Source organism: Deltaproteobacteria bacterium (genome assembly GCA_029860075.1).
GTDB lineage: Bacteria > Desulfobacterota > JADFVX01 > JADFVX01 > JADFVX01 > JAOUBX01.
This window is the reverse complement of sequence record JAOUBX010000002.1, coordinates 1-18818: the sequence shown is the minus strand read 5'-3', so window position 1 is coordinate 18818 and position 18818 is coordinate 1. Positions and strand designations below refer to the sequence as shown.

The 18818-nt window shown below is 44.4% G+C and carries 19 protein-coding genes; 16 read left to right on the top strand and 3 right to left on the bottom strand.

Annotated features, from left to right (window positions below):
* The first annotated feature begins 75 nt into the window (after positions 1 to 75).
* Both OEV42_00770 and OEV42_00765 read left to right on the top strand, forming a co-directional pair.
* Positions 76 to 975: a M23 family metallopeptidase gene (locus tag OEV42_00770; protein ID MDH3972783.1), complete on the top strand. Its 900-nt coding sequence runs from the start codon at positions 76 to 78 to the stop codon at positions 973 to 975.
* A gap of 92 nt (positions 976 to 1067) precedes the next feature.
* Positions 1068 to 2462 (top strand): beta-propeller fold lactonase family protein, encoded by a 1395-nt coding sequence (locus OEV42_00765; GenBank protein MDH3972782.1) that lies wholly within the window; start codon positions 1068 to 1070, stop codon positions 2460 to 2462.
* A gap of 425 nt (positions 2463 to 2887) precedes the next feature.
* On the opposite strand, the gene OEV42_00760 is transcribed toward OEV42_00765, so the two are convergent.
* A complete protein-coding gene (locus OEV42_00760; GenBank protein ID MDH3972781.1) occupies positions 2888 to 4534 on the bottom strand; it encodes a nitrite reductase in 1647 nt (548 codons plus the stop codon).
* 555 nt (positions 4535 to 5089) lie between these two features.
* Between OEV42_00760 and OEV42_00755 the strand changes: the two genes are divergently transcribed.
* A complete protein-coding gene (locus tag OEV42_00755; protein ID MDH3972780.1) occupies positions 5090 to 6187 on the top strand; it encodes an aminopeptidase in 1098 nt (365 codons plus the stop codon).
* Positions 6188 to 6203: 16 nt separating this feature from the next.
* The gene (locus OEV42_00750) at positions 6204 to 7223 is read left to right on the top strand and encodes a 6-bladed beta-propeller (protein MDH3972779.1); all 1020 of its coding nucleotides are present in this window, start codon (positions 6204 to 6206) and stop codon (positions 7221 to 7223) included.
* Here the strand turns inward: OEV42_00750 and OEV42_00745 are convergent.
* Positions 7216 to 9846, bottom strand: coding sequence for a CBS domain-containing protein (locus OEV42_00745; protein MDH3972778.1), 2631 nt, complete (start codon positions 9844 to 9846; stop codon positions 7216 to 7218). The genes OEV42_00750 and OEV42_00745 overlap by 8 nt on opposite strands.
* 310 nt (positions 9847 to 10156) lie before the next feature.
* Between OEV42_00745 and OEV42_00740 the strand changes: the two genes are divergently transcribed.
* The 11 genes from OEV42_00740 to OEV42_00690 all read left to right on the top strand — a co-directional run bounded on the left by OEV42_00740 (position 10157) and on the right by OEV42_00690 (position 17769).
* A complete protein-coding gene (locus OEV42_00740; GenBank protein ID MDH3972777.1) occupies positions 10157 to 10714 on the top strand; it encodes a class I SAM-dependent methyltransferase in 558 nt (185 codons plus the stop codon).
* Positions 10715 to 10794: 80 nt separating this feature from the next.
* Positions 10795 to 11289, top strand: coding sequence for a C40 family peptidase (locus OEV42_00735; protein ID MDH3972776.1), 495 nt, complete (start codon positions 10795 to 10797; stop codon positions 11287 to 11289).
* Positions 11290 to 11418: 129 nt separating this feature from the next.
* On the top strand, positions 11419 to 11847 hold the full coding sequence (locus OEV42_00730) for a hypothetical protein (GenBank protein MDH3972775.1): 429 nt from the start codon (positions 11419 to 11421) through the stop codon (positions 11845 to 11847).
* Between the two features lie 90 nt (positions 11848 to 11937).
* The gene (locus OEV42_00725; protein MDH3972774.1) at positions 11938 to 12207 is read left to right on the top strand and encodes a hypothetical protein; all 270 of its coding nucleotides are present in this window, start codon (positions 11938 to 11940) and stop codon (positions 12205 to 12207) included.
* 143 nt (positions 12208 to 12350) lie between these two features.
* Positions 12351 to 12935: a sigma-70 family RNA polymerase sigma factor gene (locus OEV42_00720; protein ID MDH3972773.1), complete on the top strand. Its 585-nt coding sequence runs from the start codon at positions 12351 to 12353 to the stop codon at positions 12933 to 12935.
* A 9-nt stretch (positions 12936 to 12944) separates the two neighbouring features.
* Complete coding sequence (locus tag OEV42_00715) at positions 12945 to 13178, top strand: zf-HC2 domain-containing protein (protein MDH3972772.1); 234 nt, start codon at positions 12945 to 12947, stop codon at positions 13176 to 13178.
* 89 nt (positions 13179 to 13267) lie between these two features.
* Positions 13268 to 14644 (top strand): aspartate ammonia-lyase, encoded by a 1377-nt coding sequence (locus OEV42_00710; protein ID MDH3972771.1) that lies wholly within the window; start codon positions 13268 to 13270, stop codon positions 14642 to 14644.
* 63 nt (positions 14645 to 14707) lie between these two features.
* Positions 14708 to 14875, top strand: a complete 168-nt coding sequence (locus OEV42_00705; GenBank protein MDH3972770.1) for a rubredoxin — start codon at positions 14708 to 14710, stop codon at positions 14873 to 14875.
* Between the two features lie 196 nt (positions 14876 to 15071).
* Positions 15072 to 16268 (top strand): MopE-related protein, encoded by a 1197-nt coding sequence (locus tag OEV42_00700; GenBank protein ID MDH3972769.1) that lies wholly within the window; start codon positions 15072 to 15074, stop codon positions 16266 to 16268.
* 153 nt (positions 16269 to 16421) lie between these two features.
* A complete protein-coding gene (locus OEV42_00695; GenBank protein ID MDH3972768.1) occupies positions 16422 to 17204 on the top strand; it encodes an SAM-dependent chlorinase/fluorinase in 783 nt (260 codons plus the stop codon).
* Between the two features lie 202 nt (positions 17205 to 17406).
* The gene (locus OEV42_00690) at positions 17407 to 17769 is read left to right on the top strand and encodes a response regulator (protein ID MDH3972767.1); all 363 of its coding nucleotides are present in this window, start codon (positions 17407 to 17409) and stop codon (positions 17767 to 17769) included.
* 453 nt (positions 17770 to 18222) lie between these two features.
* On the opposite strand, the gene OEV42_00685 is transcribed toward OEV42_00690, so the two are convergent.
* Positions 18223 to 18492, bottom strand: coding sequence for a hypothetical protein (locus OEV42_00685; protein MDH3972766.1), 270 nt, complete (start codon positions 18490 to 18492; stop codon positions 18223 to 18225).
* Positions 18493 to 18556: 64 nt separating this feature from the next.
* Between OEV42_00685 and OEV42_00680 the strand changes: the two genes are divergently transcribed.
* The coding region (locus OEV42_00680; protein ID MDH3972765.1) for a helix-turn-helix domain containing protein at positions 18557 to 18818 on the top strand (262 nt) is incomplete at its 3' end.

Here is an 18818-nt window from a genome sequence, read left to right as displayed (position 1 = left end):
TGATAGAAACTTTGACTTGTAACTCGTTGTTTGTTATATTAAAAGTGAATAAAATAATTATCAGGGAGGGGACGCATGGGGAAAGACTCCTATACCGTTATAGTTGTTCCTCAAAGGTCATCCAGTGTTAAAAGATATAAAGTGTCCAAAGGGCGCGTTCAGATCGTTGCAGCGGTTTCTGCGGCTATTGTTGTTGCTTTAGGCTGGCTCACCTACGACTATGTTGGTGTGAAGAATCAGATCTGGGTACTGAAGGAACTCAGGGAAGAAAATTATGCCCAGAAAGACCAGATAAGATCATTTGCGGATAAAATAACAACGCTTGAGACGCAGATGATCAAGCTGCGTCAGTTCGATGCCAAGTTACGGGTCATTACAAACCTTGAAAAACCCGGCGTTGGTGAGCAGTATATCGGTATTGGCGGTCCGGGGGAAAGCGCGCTCGTTGATTATGGCAACAGAAAAGATATGCTTATCCAGAAGATGCACTCTGAACTGGAAAACCTTCAGGTTGAAGCTGCGGTTCAGGAAGAGAGCTTTGTCGAACTGCAGGAGTTTTTGGAAGATAAAAAGTCTCTCCTTGCATCGACTCCTTCCGTATGGCCTGTAAGGGGTTGGGTGACATCGACCTTTGGAAAGCGTGTTTCACCATTCACTGGAACCTGGAAAATGCATGAAGGGCTCGATATTGCAACCAGGGCCGGCACACCGATTATTGCCCCCGCTGACGGCAGGGTAACTTTTGTAGGTGTTGAATCGGGCTATGGAAAATTGCTGGTTATTGATCATGGTTATGGTGTTATTTCAAGATACGGCCATAATTCAGAAATATTTATTAGAATCGGTGATGTCGTCAAAAGAGGGCAGAAAATTGCCGCTGTCGGCAGCACAGGCAGGTCAACGGGGCCGCATCTTCATTATGAAGTACGTGTCAACGGCGTTCCCGTTAATCCGAAAAATTATATTCTAAATTAATAAGTCAGTTATCTGCAGTTAAATGATAAAGGGAGGACCGCTGTCGGGTCACTCCCTTTTTTTATGTTCGTAATTTTTAAGGAGGTTTTGTCTTGATAGTAAGTAAACGTAAAATCGGGTCTCCATTCATCCTGGTTTGCTTAAGTTTGATACTCCCTTGTTTTCTTTTTGCCGCAGACTCTGTAAATTCGAAGGGCCAGGGTAAAGGGAAAAAGGCTCCCCAGTTGACACGAACCCTTATTGGAGATAAGACGGAGAGAGTTATTATAGATAAAGAGTCGGGGAAGAAGAGAAAACTATCTGTTGAGCTTATTGGGCGTTTTCAACATTATAACAGCCGTCCTGCGCATAATTCCGATCATTATGATAAGCATGTTTTTTCCCCAAAGTCAGTCCATTTTCAAAGTTCCGGCAATAAGGTTTATGTCAATGCATTGGAAGGGCTGGCGACAATAGCTTATGACTACAATAAGCTGGAAAAGCTGAGTGCAATTAAGCATCGCTTTAAAAAGGAGGATGCGTCACTCTTTGAAGCTATTCGGGAGGATAAACCTGTTTCTTTCCATGGCAACAATGGGAATATAAGTAATGTTTTTTGGGGTAAACCTGTTGAATTTGCGGAAACTCATAAGGGCAGGTACATTTGGGTCACTTATTATAGGAGAAGTTATGATGCTAATGCTTCCCTGCCATCTGCCGTGGCTGTTATAGATAGTTTAACTGATTCCATTGTACGCGTTATGCCTGCCGGGGCTATACCAAAAAGTATTGCTGCTTCTCCCGATGGTAAAAGAGTTGCAATAATCAATTGGGGGGAAAATAGTGTGGGTATCGTTAATGTGTCAACTGAAAGTCCTGCCGATTACCACTACGAAAAACTCATCGAGATCGAAAAAAAATATGTTGTAAAGGGAGATAAACACCTCAATAGGGACTCTGCCTGCGGCTATTGTTTAAGGGGTGGTGTTTTTACGCCTGACAGTAAGTACCTTCTTGTTGGTCGTATGAAGGGTGGCGGAATCGCAGTTATTGATATGGAAAAACTGCAATATATGGGAACCGTTTTTGGAATGAAACCGACACCCCGTCATATGGTTTTATCCCCTCATGGCGAAACGCTTTATCTGAGTTCAAATATCAGTGGATATGTTTCATCTTTTCGTTTGAATGACATTGTTGAGGCTGTCATTAAGGGGAGGAGAAGTATTAAAGCGCTTCATGAAGTCAGGACAGGTGTGGGAACAAGAACAATTCAGGTTTCCCCTGATGGAAGTCTCATTTTTGCGGCAATTAAATATGAAAGCCGCATCGCAGTGATCAGAACAGATACCATGGAATTGGTGATGAAAGTGCCGACAGATTCCTATCCCGTCGGCCTCGATGTTTCGCCGGAGGGAGATCAGGTTTGGGTTACAGCTCAGGGAGCAAAAGGTCGTGGAGGGAATTCAGTAAGTGCCTACAGACTAAGCGTTTCCGAGTTTAATTAATCGTTGAAATCCCCGTCCTCTGGGCGTGGATTCTTTACTTAACGCTCTTAATCCAGAAAATGGCAGTTGGGCATGAATTTATAGGGTAAGCTATTGCTTTAACAGCGCTTTAAAAAAATTTTAGTTTCATCCACAGGTTAAGAGGGTTTTTATTGAAAGCGTTCTGGAATCAAGAGATTGTGCCGGAAACCCTGATCCAATTGCCGCTTTTATTGTCGTATTTAGTGTGAAAACTCCCGTGAATAGCAAAAGCTCAGGGCTGCCTGAATTCGATGTTAAGTCGGCTACGATGAAGAAAATTCCTCGCTGCTTGTTTCAGGGGGGGTGATTTTTCTACATATTTAGCCGCAATTATTAGCACTTCATAAAAAAAGGGTTGGATGGTTTCCCATCCAACCCTTTTTCATTTTCTTATGTGGATAATCCTAGTAGATATCCAGCATGGTGTTGTAAACGTTGAACTTGCCTGTCGGCGCTACAAGACCGGTAATTCTGGTTTTTTCTTCAAGCGTTTTGTCATCGATGACGATGAGTGCGCCGTCTTTATCCCAGAGAGATATCCACATCTCATCACCTGCCTGGTTGTACTCGAGGTGAACAACCTTCTTTTCGAAGGTCAGCTCTTTTGGATCAGCCGTTGGATTGTTCTTGTCGAATACAGTGATCACGTTAGACTTGTTCTTGTTGATCGTGTTGTCACAGTAAACATTGTTACTCTTGGGATGAGTTTTGATAAAGAGAGAGTTACCGTCAAGCTTCCACTCTCTAACAACTTCCCAGGCCTGCTTGGGGTGACCTTTCGGATCCGTACCGATCATGGAAACAAGCCCTTCGCCAAGGTGAACCGTTGCCCATACGGGACCGAACTCGGGATCGACCCAGTTAGCGCCGCGGCCGGGGTGTGGCTTGGTGCCCACTTCTACGTTCTTTACAAGCTTTCTTTCAACCGTATCGATAACAGAGATGGTATCCCTCATATTAGCTGCAACGAGGAAGTATCTCTTGGTAGAATCCCATCCACCGTCATGAAGGAACCTTTCAGAGTTGATCTTGGTTTCAGTTACCGTTCCAACATTAACCTTGCTGTAGTCTACGAGCACAACGATACCGGCCTCTTTCAGGTTAAGTACCCACTCAGGCTCGTGGTGAGAAGCAACGATGGAAGCAACACGGGTTTCCTTTTTGTATTCATTAGTGTCATAAGTATAGCTGCTGGTACGAACGACTTTAATCGGCTCCAGCGTATCACCTTTCATGATGACATAGTGAGGCGGCCAGTAGTTACCGACAACGGCATATTTGTCATTGAAATCGCCCTTGGGACCCTTATACTTGGAAGTATCTATAGATCTTGCGTCGATACCCGTCTTGATTTCAGCTACAAGCGTAGGCGGATTAGACCATAGGTCGATCATAGTCGCTTTACCGTCACGGCCGATAGAGTACATATAACGGCCTGAAGCGGAAGTTCTCAGGATATGTACTGCAAAACCGGAAGGAAGAGTAGCGAGGATCTTCTTTTTATCACCATCGATAATAGAAACCTTACCGGCATCCCTCTGGATAACGCCAAAGAAGTTTTTCCAGCCATTGATTTGTGGTGATTTAGGCCTCTGCTCAACAGGAATATGAACCTTCCAGGAAGCTTTGATCTTCTTCATATCCCACTCAGGTGGCTGTGGCGGATCAAGCTGGATGTATTTGGCCATGAGTGTTGTTTCTTCCTTGGTCATGAAGCCGTCTTTACCCCAACCGGGCATGCCGCCGTCGGTGCCGTTGAAAAGAATATCTTCAAGTTTTGCGACATCTTTTTTGAGCGTTTTTTCAGGGGTGATGTTTGGACCCGTTGCACCCTGCCTGAGAGCGCCGTGGCAACCTGAACATCTGTCGAAATAAAGATCCTTCGCTTTTTCAAAATCTTCCTTTGACAGTGTTGCTGTCGCTCCTGCAGCGGGAGCTTTTTCCTCTTTCTTTGTTGCTGTTTCAGGAGCCTTCTGCCCCTGGCACCCTGCTGCAATCAGAAGAATTGCAAGTAGCGCCGATAATAGACTAAACTGTTTTCTCAATAACATTTTATTTTTTCCTCCTTTTGATTAATAAAATAAATTAAATTAGATTAAATTAAATTAAATTAAATTAAATGCCTCCTTTCGTTAATAAATAATCTGCTAAAAAGTATTAAATAAAACGATAGATTGTTATTTTAAGGATGGTTCCTTAAAAGTAGAAAAATATCTTATTATTTTCCATCTGTCAAGGATAGATTGCTCTTGATTTTTTACGGGGGCCACGATTATTCAGATAAGCCAAAAAAAAAAGCAGATAGCCCGTATTCTTACTCCTTTATATTGCAAAAAGAACCAATAGCTCCGCTTCTTGTAATGAAGTGCAATTTTATCCTGAAAATAGATGACCCGTCATTGCCACCTGATTTAATAAGAGATAGCTTAGCATAAAAAAACGTTCTTTATTATTCAGGAGAGGTAAAAAATATCCTTCAGGGGGCAGAATCCCTGAAAATGTCACGGGTAACTGCAACTTGATTATATTTAAAGTACTGTTGTACAATGAGAAACTTCTGAAAAAGCGTTTAAAAGACGGTAAAATAAGAGTACCGGGAGGCGTAATTGAAAGACATCAGGATTGAAAAGTATGCAGATACTCTCGTTAATTATTCAGTTAATGTAAAAAAAGGGGACATTGTCCAGATTGTTGCCAATGGAACAGGGGCCTTGCCCCTGCTCAAGGAAGTTTATATCAAATGTCTGCAAGTTGGCGCAAAATATGTTGACTATAATCTTGTTTTACCGGAGATCTCCCGCACTTTTTATAACCATGCCCATAATGATCAGCTTGCCTACTTTCCGCAGCATAAAATGGACTTTCTGAAAAAGGTCGATGTTTATATCGGGATTTCCGCCGCTGAAAACAGTATGGAAATGGCCATGGCTAACCAGGAAAATATTGCAGCCTATGACAGGCTTATGCGGCCTGTTCTCGATGAAAGAGTAAAAAATTCAAGATGGGTTGTTTGTCGTTACCCGACACATGGCGCAGCTCAGGATGCAAAAATGAGCCTTGAAGAATACGAAGATTTTCTTTTTGGGGCCTGTAATATTGACTGGAGTGAAATTTCCAAAAAGCAGGACAAACTCAAGAAGTTGATGGATGAGACCTGCATGGTAAGGATCGTTGCTTCCGATACGGACCTGACCTTTTCCATTGAAGGCATGGCAGCGCAAAAGTGTGACGGTCATCGTAATATGCCTGATGGTGAGGTCTATACTGCTCCCCTGCGTGAATCTGCGGAAGGTTGCATAAGCTATAACTGTCCGTCTATTTATCAGGGAAAAGAGTTTAATCAGGTCCGTTTTGAATTTGAAAAGGGGAAAATTGTAAGGGCTGCTTCTCCGGGAATGGATGTTGAGCTAAACCGTGTGCTTGATACTGATGAAGGGGCAAGATATATCGGTGAATTTGCCATTGGCGTTAATCCTAACATTAATAAGCCCATGCGAAATATTCTTTTTGATGAAAAGATCTTCGGTTCTATTCACTTCACACCGGGGCAGTGTTACGAGGCCTGTGATAATGGAAATAAAAGCGCCGTTCACTGGGACCTGATCAGAATTCTTAAGGGAGATGGAGCGATCTATTTTGATGATCAGTTAATACAAAAGGACGGCCTTTTTGTGCATGAGACGCTGCTTGACTTAAATCCATGAGAAAAATATAAACAGTATGATTAGATATTTCTTTTTAACTCTCTTCATTATTTTCTTTTCTGCATGTCTTTCCATGCCTGAAAAGCGGCGTTATTTTTGGCCGCCCCTGCCTGATACTCCGAGAATTGAATATATAGGCACATACGGGACGAGCGCAGACTTTCCAAAACTGACCCGGGGGGAGGTTTTGTTTGCCCGGCTTTTTGGTGAAGATAAAGGGGTGAGAGTTTTTTCAAAGCCCTGGGGCATTGCATCTAACGGGGAAGGAAAAGTTTATATTACGGACGCTCCTTTGATGGCCCTTATTATTTTCGATATGGCAGACCGTGAAGTTAAGGTCATCGAAGAAGTTGAGCATCCCTATGGTATTGCTGTTGATAAAGAAGGCCTGCTCTATATTTCATCGAGAAAGTATCATGCCGTCATGGTTTTTGATGGTGACGGAAAGGCGTTAAGAAGTTTTGGTGAGAATGAGCTTGTCGGACCTGCGGGCGTCGGCATCAACAAAGAACTGGGACTCCTTTACTGCGTTGACACCCTGGCGCATGACGTTAAAGTCTTTACCCTCAATGGTGATTTCCTCTACACCATAGGGAAACGGGGGAATGTGGAAGGCACTTTTAATTTTCCCACAGATGTTGATGTCGGTTCCGCCGGGCAGGTAGTCGTTGCCGATTCGCTTAATGCCAGGATACAGATATTTGACAAGGAGGGCAGGTTTGTCAGGGCTTTTGGTGAACGGGGTAAGGGCATAAGTGGTTTTCAGATGATAAAAGGCATTGCTGTCGATAGTGAAGATCATATCTACGTGACTGATGCACTGGCAAGTCATTTTAAAATATTTTCGATGGAGGGAGATCTTCTCCTTTTGCTTGGAGCGCCATCGACGGCCGGAATGCCGGGGGGATTTAACCTGCCTATGGATATTGATATTGATGACAATGATGAGATTCATGTTATTGATCAGCTGAATGTTTCTTTTCAGATATACCAGTATCTGAACAAGAAATATCTCGAAGCCAGGCCTGTCAGGTAGGGTATGCTTTCCTGCTTTCCTGTAACCAGGTTTTTTTTATGTAGTTTATCTCATCACTTCTGCTTTTAATATTCCCTTTTAGTTTTTCATCGACCAGTGTCTCTTTAATCTCTTTAAATAAAGGGCCCGGTTTTAATCCCAGCTTCATTATTTCCTGACCTGTAGTTTCGATGGAGGTTTCTTGTAAATCCCTTATAAATAGTGATATTCTTTCCCTTATTTTTACATCCTTGCTATGGGCCATCATAAAAAGCAGTGTCTCTACTTGCTGGTGCATAAGTGTATGAAAGAGCGTCAGATCATCAATCTTTCTTTTGGATAATAAGGAAGTATTTTTTGCAGACTTCTTTTTGATTTCTATTATCTTGTCGCCGAACTTTGAGGCAATGCCAATATTTTTAAGCATGCCTGCAACTTCATTGGTGTTCAGGTTTTTCAACATTGCCGACAGGTATAAAATCCATAGTTCATAGCCCTTTTTCTTAAAAAGCAGATCGTACCAGTCAGTTACTTTTTTGATTTCCCCGAAAAGTTCCTCCGTATCACTGCCGATCTTTATTTTTGGATGGATGAAACGCATAATGTCGAGGGCCTCCATTCTTTTCAGCGCCCATAGGGGCTCTTTTTCCCTGATAATGATCTTGAGTTCATTAAAGATGCGGGAAGATGATACCTTGTCGAAAAAATCGAGTCTTGCAGCGCTTTTTATAAGTGAGAGGGTCTGCTTGCCCAGGTGAAAGCCGAGCCTTACTTCAAACCTGACAGCCCTGAATGCCCGCGTTGGATCTTCGATAAAACTAAGGCTGTGAAGTACCCTGATAACCTTTTCTTTTAAGTCTCTAAGCCCTCCGAAGTAGTCAATCAGTTCGCCGGCGTTACTTTTATTGAGTCTGATAGCCATACTGTTTATGGTAAAGTCCCGTCTGTAAAGGTCCATTTTTATGGAAGCCGCCTCTACCGTCGGCAGGGCTGCCGGTCTTTGATAATATTCCATTCTTGCCGAGGCAATATCCAGCTTGAAGCCGTCTTTAAGCACAACGACTGCCGTACCGAATTTTGCGTGGCTTTTTACCCTGCCTCCAAGGGCTCCGGCCAGCGATTCGGCATAGTCGATGCCGTTGCCTTCAACGACAATATCAATGTCGAGATTTTCCCTGCCCATGAGAAGGTCTCTTACAAAGCCGCCTACAAGATAGGCGTTAATGGCTGACTCATCGGCGACCTGGCCTGCTTTTTGGAGGATTTCCTGGATCCAGAGAGGGAGCCTCCCTTTAAGAATTCCTTTCAGGTTTCGCCTTTGAACTTCCCTGTCTGTCTTATGGTAAAGCCTTTTTGATTCGTCATGCAGTATTCTCAGAATATCGGTGCGGGTAATGCAGCCATTAATGCTCTCATTATCGATGACGGGGAGAAATCTCTGGTTTCCATCGATGATAAGTTCCTGCACCTTTGAAAGGGGCGCCTTTGCACTGACTGTGGAAAAGTCGCTCGTCATGATTTCACTCAGTTCGTGGCCGGCAAGTCCGTGATAAAGCGCTTTTCCTATATCCTGTCTCGATACAAGACCGGCGAGCTTTCCCTTTTCCATGACAGGGAGTACATTGAGGTTCAGCTTGGCCATAATTTCTTTTGTTGCTTCCAGTGAGTCATTAACTTCTACCGTTTTAACGGGTGAAGACATGATATCGGCTGCACACCTGATTTCTCTGACTTCATCTTTCAGGATTTTCAGAAGATTATCCTCTGCTTCTATGAGGGTCAGCTTCTTGATTGTTGCCGAAGCAGCCGTAGGGTGACCGCCTCCGCCGAGTTTGGAGGCAATCTCTCCCACATTGACTTCCCTTACCCTGCTTCGGGCAATAAGATAAATTTTGCTGTCCATCCTTATGAGCGCAAAAAGGACATCAATAGTCATCATTTCCATCATTTTGTGAACAAGGGCGGCTGCATCGCCCACATATTTTTCTGCCGACGCCCTGGTAATGACGATGTCTGCGCCTGCAATCCTGTGAGTAAGGGCCGTTGAATTGAGTTCGTTAAGAAGGGCGACCTCTTCTGCGGACATTTCTCTTCTGATCGTATCCGATACGATTCTAAGATCTGCTCCGGCAGAAAGGAGGTAGGCCGCCGCCTGGTAATCTTCCGGCCTTGTGGAAATGAAGGAGAGGAAGCCCGTATCTTCATAGATGCCAAGCATTAATACGGTTGCCTCTTCGGGGCTAAGGGTAAATCCTTTTTTTCTCAGCACCTGTACCATGATGGTCGTTGTGGATCCGTATTTTTCCGTTATTTCAAGGCTGCCGCTAATGTCGTCGTCAGATGAGGGGTGATGATCGTATATATGGATATCGAGACCTTCTTTGCCTATAATGGAAGCAAAGGCGCCGATTCTTCCTTTTTGCCTTGTATCAACGAGGATAAGGCGGTCCACGTCATTCATATTTACCTTGTTCGGTTTTACCTGTTTAAAGTCCGGGATGGGGTAGTTATGGAGAAATTCTCTGACCGATTTTTCAACGCCCGCAGGAAAGACGGTAATTGCGCCGGGGTAGAGCTTTTTGGCTGCAATCATGGAGGCCAGGGTATCAAAGTCTCCATTGGTATGGGTCGTAATTACTTCCATGAGGTAAATCTATCATAAATCATAAGTGAGCCATAGCGTAAAATATAACCTGGAAAGGGCGCTTGACGCATGGCTTCCGGTGCAAGGTGCCGCTTTTGCAGCAGGATTCCAAAGCGCCCCTTTCGTGATGGTGAAAGCAAAATTATTTGAAAGCATTGTAAAGCGCATATGTTACACTTAAATATCATCATCATCCGTCCCGCAGCAAGCGGCGGGGTATGAAGGGCGGTATAATATTCCCCCTGCTTAAAGATCGTCATTGACAGGGATACCCTGCCGGGAGATTCTAAAGAGAGGAGAAGAGCTATTGATGGAACTGAACATACTCTGGCCGGCCATTGCCGCTATTGCCTTGCTTATCCTGGTGAAGATGGTCTACGTTTTTTCAATGGTAATTGCACTTCCCAGGACGGGAGGCGCTCTTTTCTGTTTTACCCACAGTTCAAAAATAGATGCTGTTCTTGATGCCATTCCGATGAAAAAGGGAGATAAAATAGTTGATCTCGGTTGTGGTGACGGTCGTTTTCTCGCCGCTGCCGCAGGGCGATACGGTGTTACAGGCAGGGGGTATGATATTAATTTTCTGGCTCTTTTTATGGCTCGTGTGAGGCTTCTTTTTGGGCCTGCCGGCGTTTTAGTAAGTCGAAAAGACTTCTTTAATGTTTATCTTGGTGATAGCGATATTATATTCTGCTATCTCTTTCCCGATGTGATGGAGAAACTTGCCCTCAAGGTGGATAGGGAAATGAAAGAGGGTGCCTTGCTGATAAGCTGCAACTTCCCCCTGCCCGGCTGGTTTCCTGAAAGCGTTATTACTGCTGATCATCGTGTACAGAAAGATCCTGTTTATGTTTACAGAAAAAAGTAAAGTATCGAGGCGCCCCGGAGGCCTGTCATCTGATGGTCCCCTCACAAAGGGGGCAGAGCCCCTCATTGGAGGAGATGATGATGAAAGGTAAATTTGATATTTCCCGCCGGTTTTTTTTATTTCCTGTCAGCTTTTTTATTCTTATGCTTTTCTTTTATTCCGCCTGTACAGGAGCGACAAAGGGGGTCGGAGGGTCCCATCCTCAACTGGGTAAAAAAATATTGAAAACGGCCAAATCGCAGATAGGAAAAAAATATTGTTTCGGGGGACGATCGCCAAAAAAAGGTTTTGATTGTTCCGGTCTGGCCTGGTGGTCACATAAGATGAATGGAATCAACATTCCCAGACAATCCTGGGACCAGTATGGTCAGGGAAAGAAAATTTCCCGTAAAAACCTGAAACCCGGTGATCTGCTTTATTTCGAGACCTACAAAAAAGGGGCCTCCCACGTTGGCATATACGATGGAAAGGGAGGTTTTATCCATTCTCCGAGCAGTGGCAAAAAGGTACAAAGAACGAGCCTTTCAGATTCCTATTACAAAAAACGTTATCTTGGCGCCAGAAGGTTCTGGTAAAGGCTTTCATCAGCACTTTTTTCGGAAAAAGGCAACATAACAGGTGAAGCCGTATTTCTTTTGTGTTATAAACGTGAAAATGGTAAAAAAAGCAGGAGATTTGAAAAATATGAAGGTCCGGTGCCGTGAATGAAAATAAATAATGGCCCCCAAAAAAGCGTGCTCTTCGCTGTTCTTATTATAGTCATCACCTCTTTTAGCGGCGCTTGCGCTTACAGGGAGACAATAAAGAAAAGTGACATTAAATATATTGGGCCCGGTGACGTGTCGAATGCAGCGGTTGGCGAAATCTTTTTTTCTTACCGGTTGGCAGGGGAGGGAGGGAAAAATAAACCCGGACAATCCTTCGATATTTCTGTCATCAGATTAAATGACAGGGAAATTATTTTTAAGCAGGTAAGTTACGATAAAAAAGGGGATAAGGGTGAGTTGATACCACTGCAGGGTGTGAAGACCTATACCTTTCCCATGACAATAAATAAGATAAGCTTCATGGACTTTACCTTTGTCATTTTGTCCGTTCGGGAGGGGAGAATCAGCTATAAACGCATAAGATAATTTTCCGCCTCTTTTTCAATTGATCCTTTCAACGTTGGGGACGCTGCATTTGCTTGACATAGAGATCTCATTTATTATAGAATCGCTCACATGATGTCAACGGAAATCATTATCTCGGCAGTTTTTATCATCGGACTTATCATTGCGCTCGATCGTGGCGGAAGGTTTTTGCAGAAAGTTTCTCCGCAGACGCTGACCTATATCGATTATGGTTCCTTTGTTGTTGCTATCGGTGCGGGGGCGCTCATGTATCTCGGCAGCGGAGGTGTTATTATTAAGTATATCCTGCTAATCTCTGTCGTCATTTATTTTATCGCCCTGCGCTATACGTCGCATAAGGACCCGACAGCGCAAGACTAGTTATTCTCCTTTTGCAGGCCTGTCTTTTCCCATCCCCTGAAGAGGCATTTCGGTCTTCAAATCTCCTTGACGCGCTCTTTTTCTGTTGTTATCCTTTTTTGAATCTTTTTAAGCACCTAATTATCGTAAGTTGAGGTAGCCTGATGGCACAATCACAAGATACCGACTTTGTAGAACGACTGAAGGCCAAAGAAGCTTCAGCCATGGATGAGTTGGTAGACGCTTATAGCGACAAGATCTATCATCTTGCTATGGGCCTTTTGAAAAAAGAGCAGGATGCTGAAGATGTCGTTCAGGATACCTTGCTTCAGGTCATTGAAAAAATCCATACCTTCAGGGGTGAAGCGGCGCTTTCAAGCTGGATTTACAGGATTGCTATCAATTTTTCCTATATGAAGATCAGGAAAATCAAGAGGCACGACTACATACCGATTGAGGAACACATGCCCAAGTTTGAAAAAAGCGGTATGCACGAGTACCCTGTGAGCAACTGGGCCGATAAAGCTGATAACCAGCTTGTCAGGAAAGAGATGCGTCAACTCATCATGGAGAACATTGATAAGCTCTCGGAAAAATATAAAACCGTTTTGGTGATGAGAGATATTCAGGGTTTATCAACGGAAGAGGTTGCAGATGCGACGGGCATGACTATTCCTGCCGTAAAGTCGCGGCTGCACAGGGCAAGGCTTTTTTTGAGAGACAGGCTGGCCCGTTACTACAAAGGATAGAGAAGCGTTATGAGATGCGAAGACCTGATAGAATTGATCAACGACTACCTTGAGGGGGAAATGAACCCTCAATTCAAGGAAGAATTTGAGCGTCATATTGATGACTGCTCATCATGCCTTGCTTTTTTTGAAACCTACAAGAAAACAAAAGAACTGACCGGTGAGATCTCCTGCAAGGAGATTCCTGACCAGGTTCAGAGTCGAATCAAGGACTTTCTTAAGTCTAAACTCACTTCCAAATAATTATTCCCTTTTCTGCTATACTTATTACATCTCCTGGAATAAGCGGGTAGTGTCCCGCTGGAATGACGCAAATTAATCAGGGGGGGTGTATGGATTGCCGCGTAGAAAAAGATACCCTTGGTGAAGTCAGGGTGCCAATGGACGCCTATTATGGCGCGCAAACGGCGAGGGCCGTTGAAAACTTTCCCATTAGCGGCTTAAAGGCCCACCCTGTTTTTATCAAAGCCACTGCCATTGTCAAATACGCCGCCGCAGAGGCAAATATGGACTGCGGCGCCCTTGACGCCCAAAGAGGCAGCGCCATAGCAGAAGCGGCCAAAGAGGTTACTCATGGCAAATGGCATCGTCATTTTGTCGTTGATGTTTATCAGGCAGGTGCCGGCACTTCCCACAATATGAATGCCAACGAGGTTGTCGCCAACAGGGCCATAGAAATACTGGGCGGCAAAAAAGGGGATTATTCCCGCATCCATCCCAATGATCACGTTAATATGTCCCAGTCGACAAACGATGCTTTTCCTTCCGCCATGCGGCTTGCCGCCCTGATGCTGGGAGATGAGTTTCTGGAATCGTCGGCAACGCTTATAAAGGCTTTTGACCTTAAGGCCCGTCAATTCTATCCTCTTATAAAATCGGGAAGAACTCACCTTCAGGATGCCGTTCCCGTCAGGCTGGGCCAGGAATTCAGCGGCTATAGTGAGGCCTTGAAAAAATGCAGGGAAAAGATCCTTTTCGCTCTCCATGCCCTTCGCTTTACCGGTCTTGGCGCCACGGCCGCCGGAACAGGGGTGAATACGCCGGAAGGCTATCGGGAAGCGGTGGTCCCCTATCTGTCGGAACTGTCCGGCCATAAGATAGAAAAAAGCGCCAATCTTTTTGAGGCGACTCAGAGTATGGCCGACTTTGCCTTCCTCTCTTCATCGCTAAGGAACCTCGCCCTTGAAATTACACGCATTGCCAATGATCTTCGCCTGCTAAGCTCGGGGCCAAGAACGGGCTTTGCGGAAATTATCCTTCCTCCCCTGCAGCCCGGTTCATCCATCATGCCGGGCAAGGTCAATCCCGTTATGGCTGAAGCCATCAACATGGCGGCCTTCCAGGTCTGCGGGAACGATCATACCGTCGCCATGGCTGTTCAGGCAGGGCAGATGGAGCTTAACGTCATGATGCCGGTCATTAATCACAATATACTTGCCTCGCTGGAGATACTCAAAAACGGCATGACCCTGCTGGCAAAGCGCTGTATCGACGGCATAATTGCCAATGAGGACCGTTGCAGGGACTATGCGGAAAAGACGGTGGGCCTGGCCACCTTTCTAAACAGGCATATCGGTTATTACAAAGCAGCGGAATTATCGGAAGAGGCCCTGAAAAAAGGCCTTACCATCCGTGAATTGGTTATAGAAAAAGGCATTCTTGCTAAAGAGGAAGTTGATAAAATATTTGATGTTAAAAATTTGACGTAAGCCGAGTTTTTTAAGGGGTTGTGCTGGAAAGCTTGCGCAAATACAGATTGAGGAGTTTCTTTTATGGAAAAGTGGCGCTGCACAGTATGTGGTTATATTTATGATCCGGCAAAAGGAGATGACGAGGCTGATGTCCCCCCCGGCACGCCATTCGAAGACCTCGATGAAGATGAATGGCTATGTCCCATCTGTGGTATTGATAAAAGCGGTTTTGAAAAAATAGAGGAATAAGCGGTCCTGGCCTGAAATCCCGGAGTATTTTAACAAGCTGTCGGGCTTTCTCAATCGCCAATGGGAACTCGTCAATGGTATATTTCTTTCCCCTCCCGCAAAAAAAATGAATTTAAATGAGAAATATGTGTCGCATTTTGGTTTTTAATGTGATATAAGAGTCAATAAATTAAAAATCAAACAAAGGAGGTTTATCATGAGTCACAAGATGAGGTTGTTTTTAACAATGGTTCTGTCCCTTTTGCTTTTCAGCGGGCAGGCAATGGCTGTCGAACCGGGGTGTATTGATAATGATGGGGACGGTCACGATGCGGGCTTCGCCACATATAGCGGTGGCACAAACTGTACATGGAGCGATTGTAATGATAATGATCCGAATATCTATCCCGGCGCCGCCGAGATCTGCGGTAACAACATTGATGAAAACTGCAATGGTATGTCCGATGATTCCTGCGCCATAGATTGCTCAATTTATGATACCGATGGTGACGGTTTCTACGGTTTTAGTCTGTATACGGGCCAGTGCTACCCTAGTGACTGCAATGATAATGATCCATTAATTTATCCCTATGCAACGGAAATCTGCGGCAATGGCATTGACGAAAACTGTAACGGCAACTTTGATGATACTTGTCCACCCCCCGATAATGATGGTGACGGTTTTAACGCGGATTATGATTGTAATGATAATGACCCGAACATCTATCCCGGCGCTGCCGAAATCTGCGGTAACGGTATCGATGAAAATTGCAATGGCCAATTCGATGATCCCTGCCCGGTAAACTGCGCGGATTATGATCTCGACGGTGATGGGTTCTATGGTTTCAATCCATATTCGAGCCTGTGTTTCCCCGGTGATTGCGATGATTCCGATCCCTTTATTAATCCCCAGGCTTCCGAAGTGTGTGATGATACGAAGGACAATAACTGCAACGGTTTAATTGATTGCCAGGATACGGTCTGTGAAACAGATCCTGTGTGTATCCCCTGTACCGATGCCGATGGTGACGGTTACGCCGTTGAAGGGCTTGATTGCGGTCCTATAGATTGCAACGATGCCGATTCCGGGATTCATCCCGGCGCTGTCGAGGCTTGCAGTGATGCGACAGATAATGACTGTGACGGACAGATTGACTGTGCAGACGGCAACTGTACAGGTAGTCCGGCGTGCCCTGTCTGCGTGCCTGAGGTCTGTGATGATGGCATTGACAATGACTGTGACGGCAAGGCGGATTGCTCCGACAAGGGGGATTGCCGCAAAGACCCTCTTTGTACCGGTGGCGGTCATTCCGAGGGCAATGGAAACACATGCAGTGATGGAATCGACAATGACAGTGACGGCGCTGTTGATTGTGCCGATTCAGACTGCGCTAATAACAAAGCCTGCAGATAATTAAATAAATATCTACTAAGGGGGGAGCCTTTTGGCTCCCCTTTTTATTTTGCTGCAACGCTTCTTTGCAGCCCCCAAGAGTCTCTTTGTTTCGCCCTCTTCAATATGCTATATTCCTGATTATACCGTTTACAACGTAAGGAGCATTTTTTCATGCCGTCCATTATCACCTTAACGACTGATTTCGGTCTCCAGGACAGTTATGTGGGAGAGATGAAGGGAGTTATTTATTCCATTAATCCCCCGGTGAATATCGTTGATATTTCTCATATGGTGGAGCCGCAAAATGTGCTGGAAGGGGCCTTGCTTATTTCCAATTTTTATCATCTCTACCCCAGGGGGACCATTCACGTGGCTGTCGTCGATCCCGGCGTCGGATCGGAGAGGCGCGGCATTTTGATTGAGACGGAAAAGCACCTCTTTATCGGTCCCGATAACGGGCTTTTTACTCTGGTCCTTAAAAATGAGTCCATTAAGCAGATTATTGAACTGTCCAATAAAGACTATTTTAGAAAAGAGGTGAGCGCCACCTTTCACGGCCGTGATATTTTTGCACCCGTTGCGGCCCATGCCGGCCTGGGAATAGCCCCCGGTTCCCTGGGCAACATCATTGATAATCCCCAAAGGCTCAGCATTCCTGCTCCCTTCAGGTCCGATCATGAGATCGTCGGAGAAATTCTCTTTATCGACGCCTTTGGAAACGCCACGACTAACATCCGCCAAAAAGACCTTGCCGGAAGGGATTTTGAAAAAGCCAGGGTCGTGATAGACCACAGAAAAATTAAAGGGATAAAAAGGACATACAGTGATGTGGAAGAAGGGGAACCGCTGCTGCTTATGGGTAGTTCAGGCTGTCTTGAAATTGCCATGAATCAAGGTGATGCGGCAGAGGAACTGGACCTTGAAAGGCGTGATAAAGTGAAGGTCTTTTTTTAGTCGCATAATTAAGGGGATTGTAAAAACCAGCAGCCGGCAACTTGCAAGCCTCATTTCTGCCTTCATGCTTATTTTAAATAATCGGCGGATTTTGATTGATAATGGTAAAAAATAATGTACGCTTTTATAGAAGCCTTTTATCTGCAGGGAATAAAAAAATAAGTTCTAATGCAAACTAATAAATTATTGAAGGAGCATAAGCATGAAAAAGATTCTTATTGTTGACGACAATATGCTGATTCGAAATATTACCGGTGATATTTTGAAAACACTCGGTTATGAAGTAATCGATGCCGACGATGGCTATGAGGGCGTAAAAAAGGCGCAAAAGGAAAGCCCCGATCTGATTCTTATGGATCTCAACATGCCTGGAATGAACGGCATAGAAGCGATGAATAAAGTGAAAGAAATTCCGGGACAAGAAAAAATACCTGTTGTAGCGCTTACGGCAAGCGCAAAAGAGGATGAAGAAGGCAAACTCCTGGGTGAAGGTTTTGACGCATATATTATGAAGCCTCCCGCTGTGGAGGTCTTGACTAATATTATCGAGGATTTATTGAAGTAAACATTCAATGTTTATAAGCAGCCTCTAATCGTTGCCCCTTTTTTTGACAGGATTGAGAGGATTAACCGGATTTTAAAAGCTAAAAGATTTAGCCACCAAGGACACGAAGTTTCACGAAGAAAGGATTCTATTTTTTTTAGACAGGATTAACAGGATTTTAAAACTTCAAATATTTTCTTTTCTTCGTGTTCCTTCGTGGATAACACTTCTTTTGATCTGATTTTAATTTCCGGCCCTTTTCCGGCCCTGTCCGTGGTAAAAATTTTGCTTTTTTCTGACAGGATTAACGGGATTATCAGGATTTTAAACCCTGCAACGATACTTCCCCCTTGTCAAGGGGGGCCGGGGGGGTTAGAGTTTTAACCGGCAACCGGCAACCGGCAACCAGCAACCAGCAACTATTCTTTCTCTATCCAAAATCGAAAACCTTGCATCAAATCGAGTGATGTTATATTATTCGTTTTGAATAAAAGAAAGAGGCCCCGCCTTTACATACTCCGCGCCAACGGTATCAGTTTTGACGGGACCCCTTTGCCTTGTTGGGGGCTTTATCGTGTGTTGCCCGGTTGTTGCCCCTTTCAAGTTTTCAGATTGCTGAAGCAGTAAAATGAAGTCGAGAAGCGTGCCGATGGCCTTCTTCGCTTCCAGACGATGGGGTGACCTGGGTAAAATACTGATTTCCCGGTCGAAGTCTCTTAAAAGAGGAAGATATTTTTTAACCATGGTGACCACCCCATTCTTTTAGTGAGTTATATAGCTAAAAACATTTTATTTTAGAGTTGCTAACATGTCAAGAAAAAAATTTATATTTTCTAAAATAATGGTTCGCCTTAAAAAGACAAGTGGTGCAAAAAATAATACTGCATTGGCTTCATTGTTGGGTTTTAAACCGGCTGCTTTTTCTTTGAGGAAGAAGGAAAATAGCATTCCTTATGAAGAAATTATTTCTTATGCTGATAAAAAGGGAAAATCAACAGACTGGATTTTCTTTGGCAGAGGCAAGCCGGAAGAAGATGGTTTCGATCAAATCACCCCGGAAGAAAAAGAAT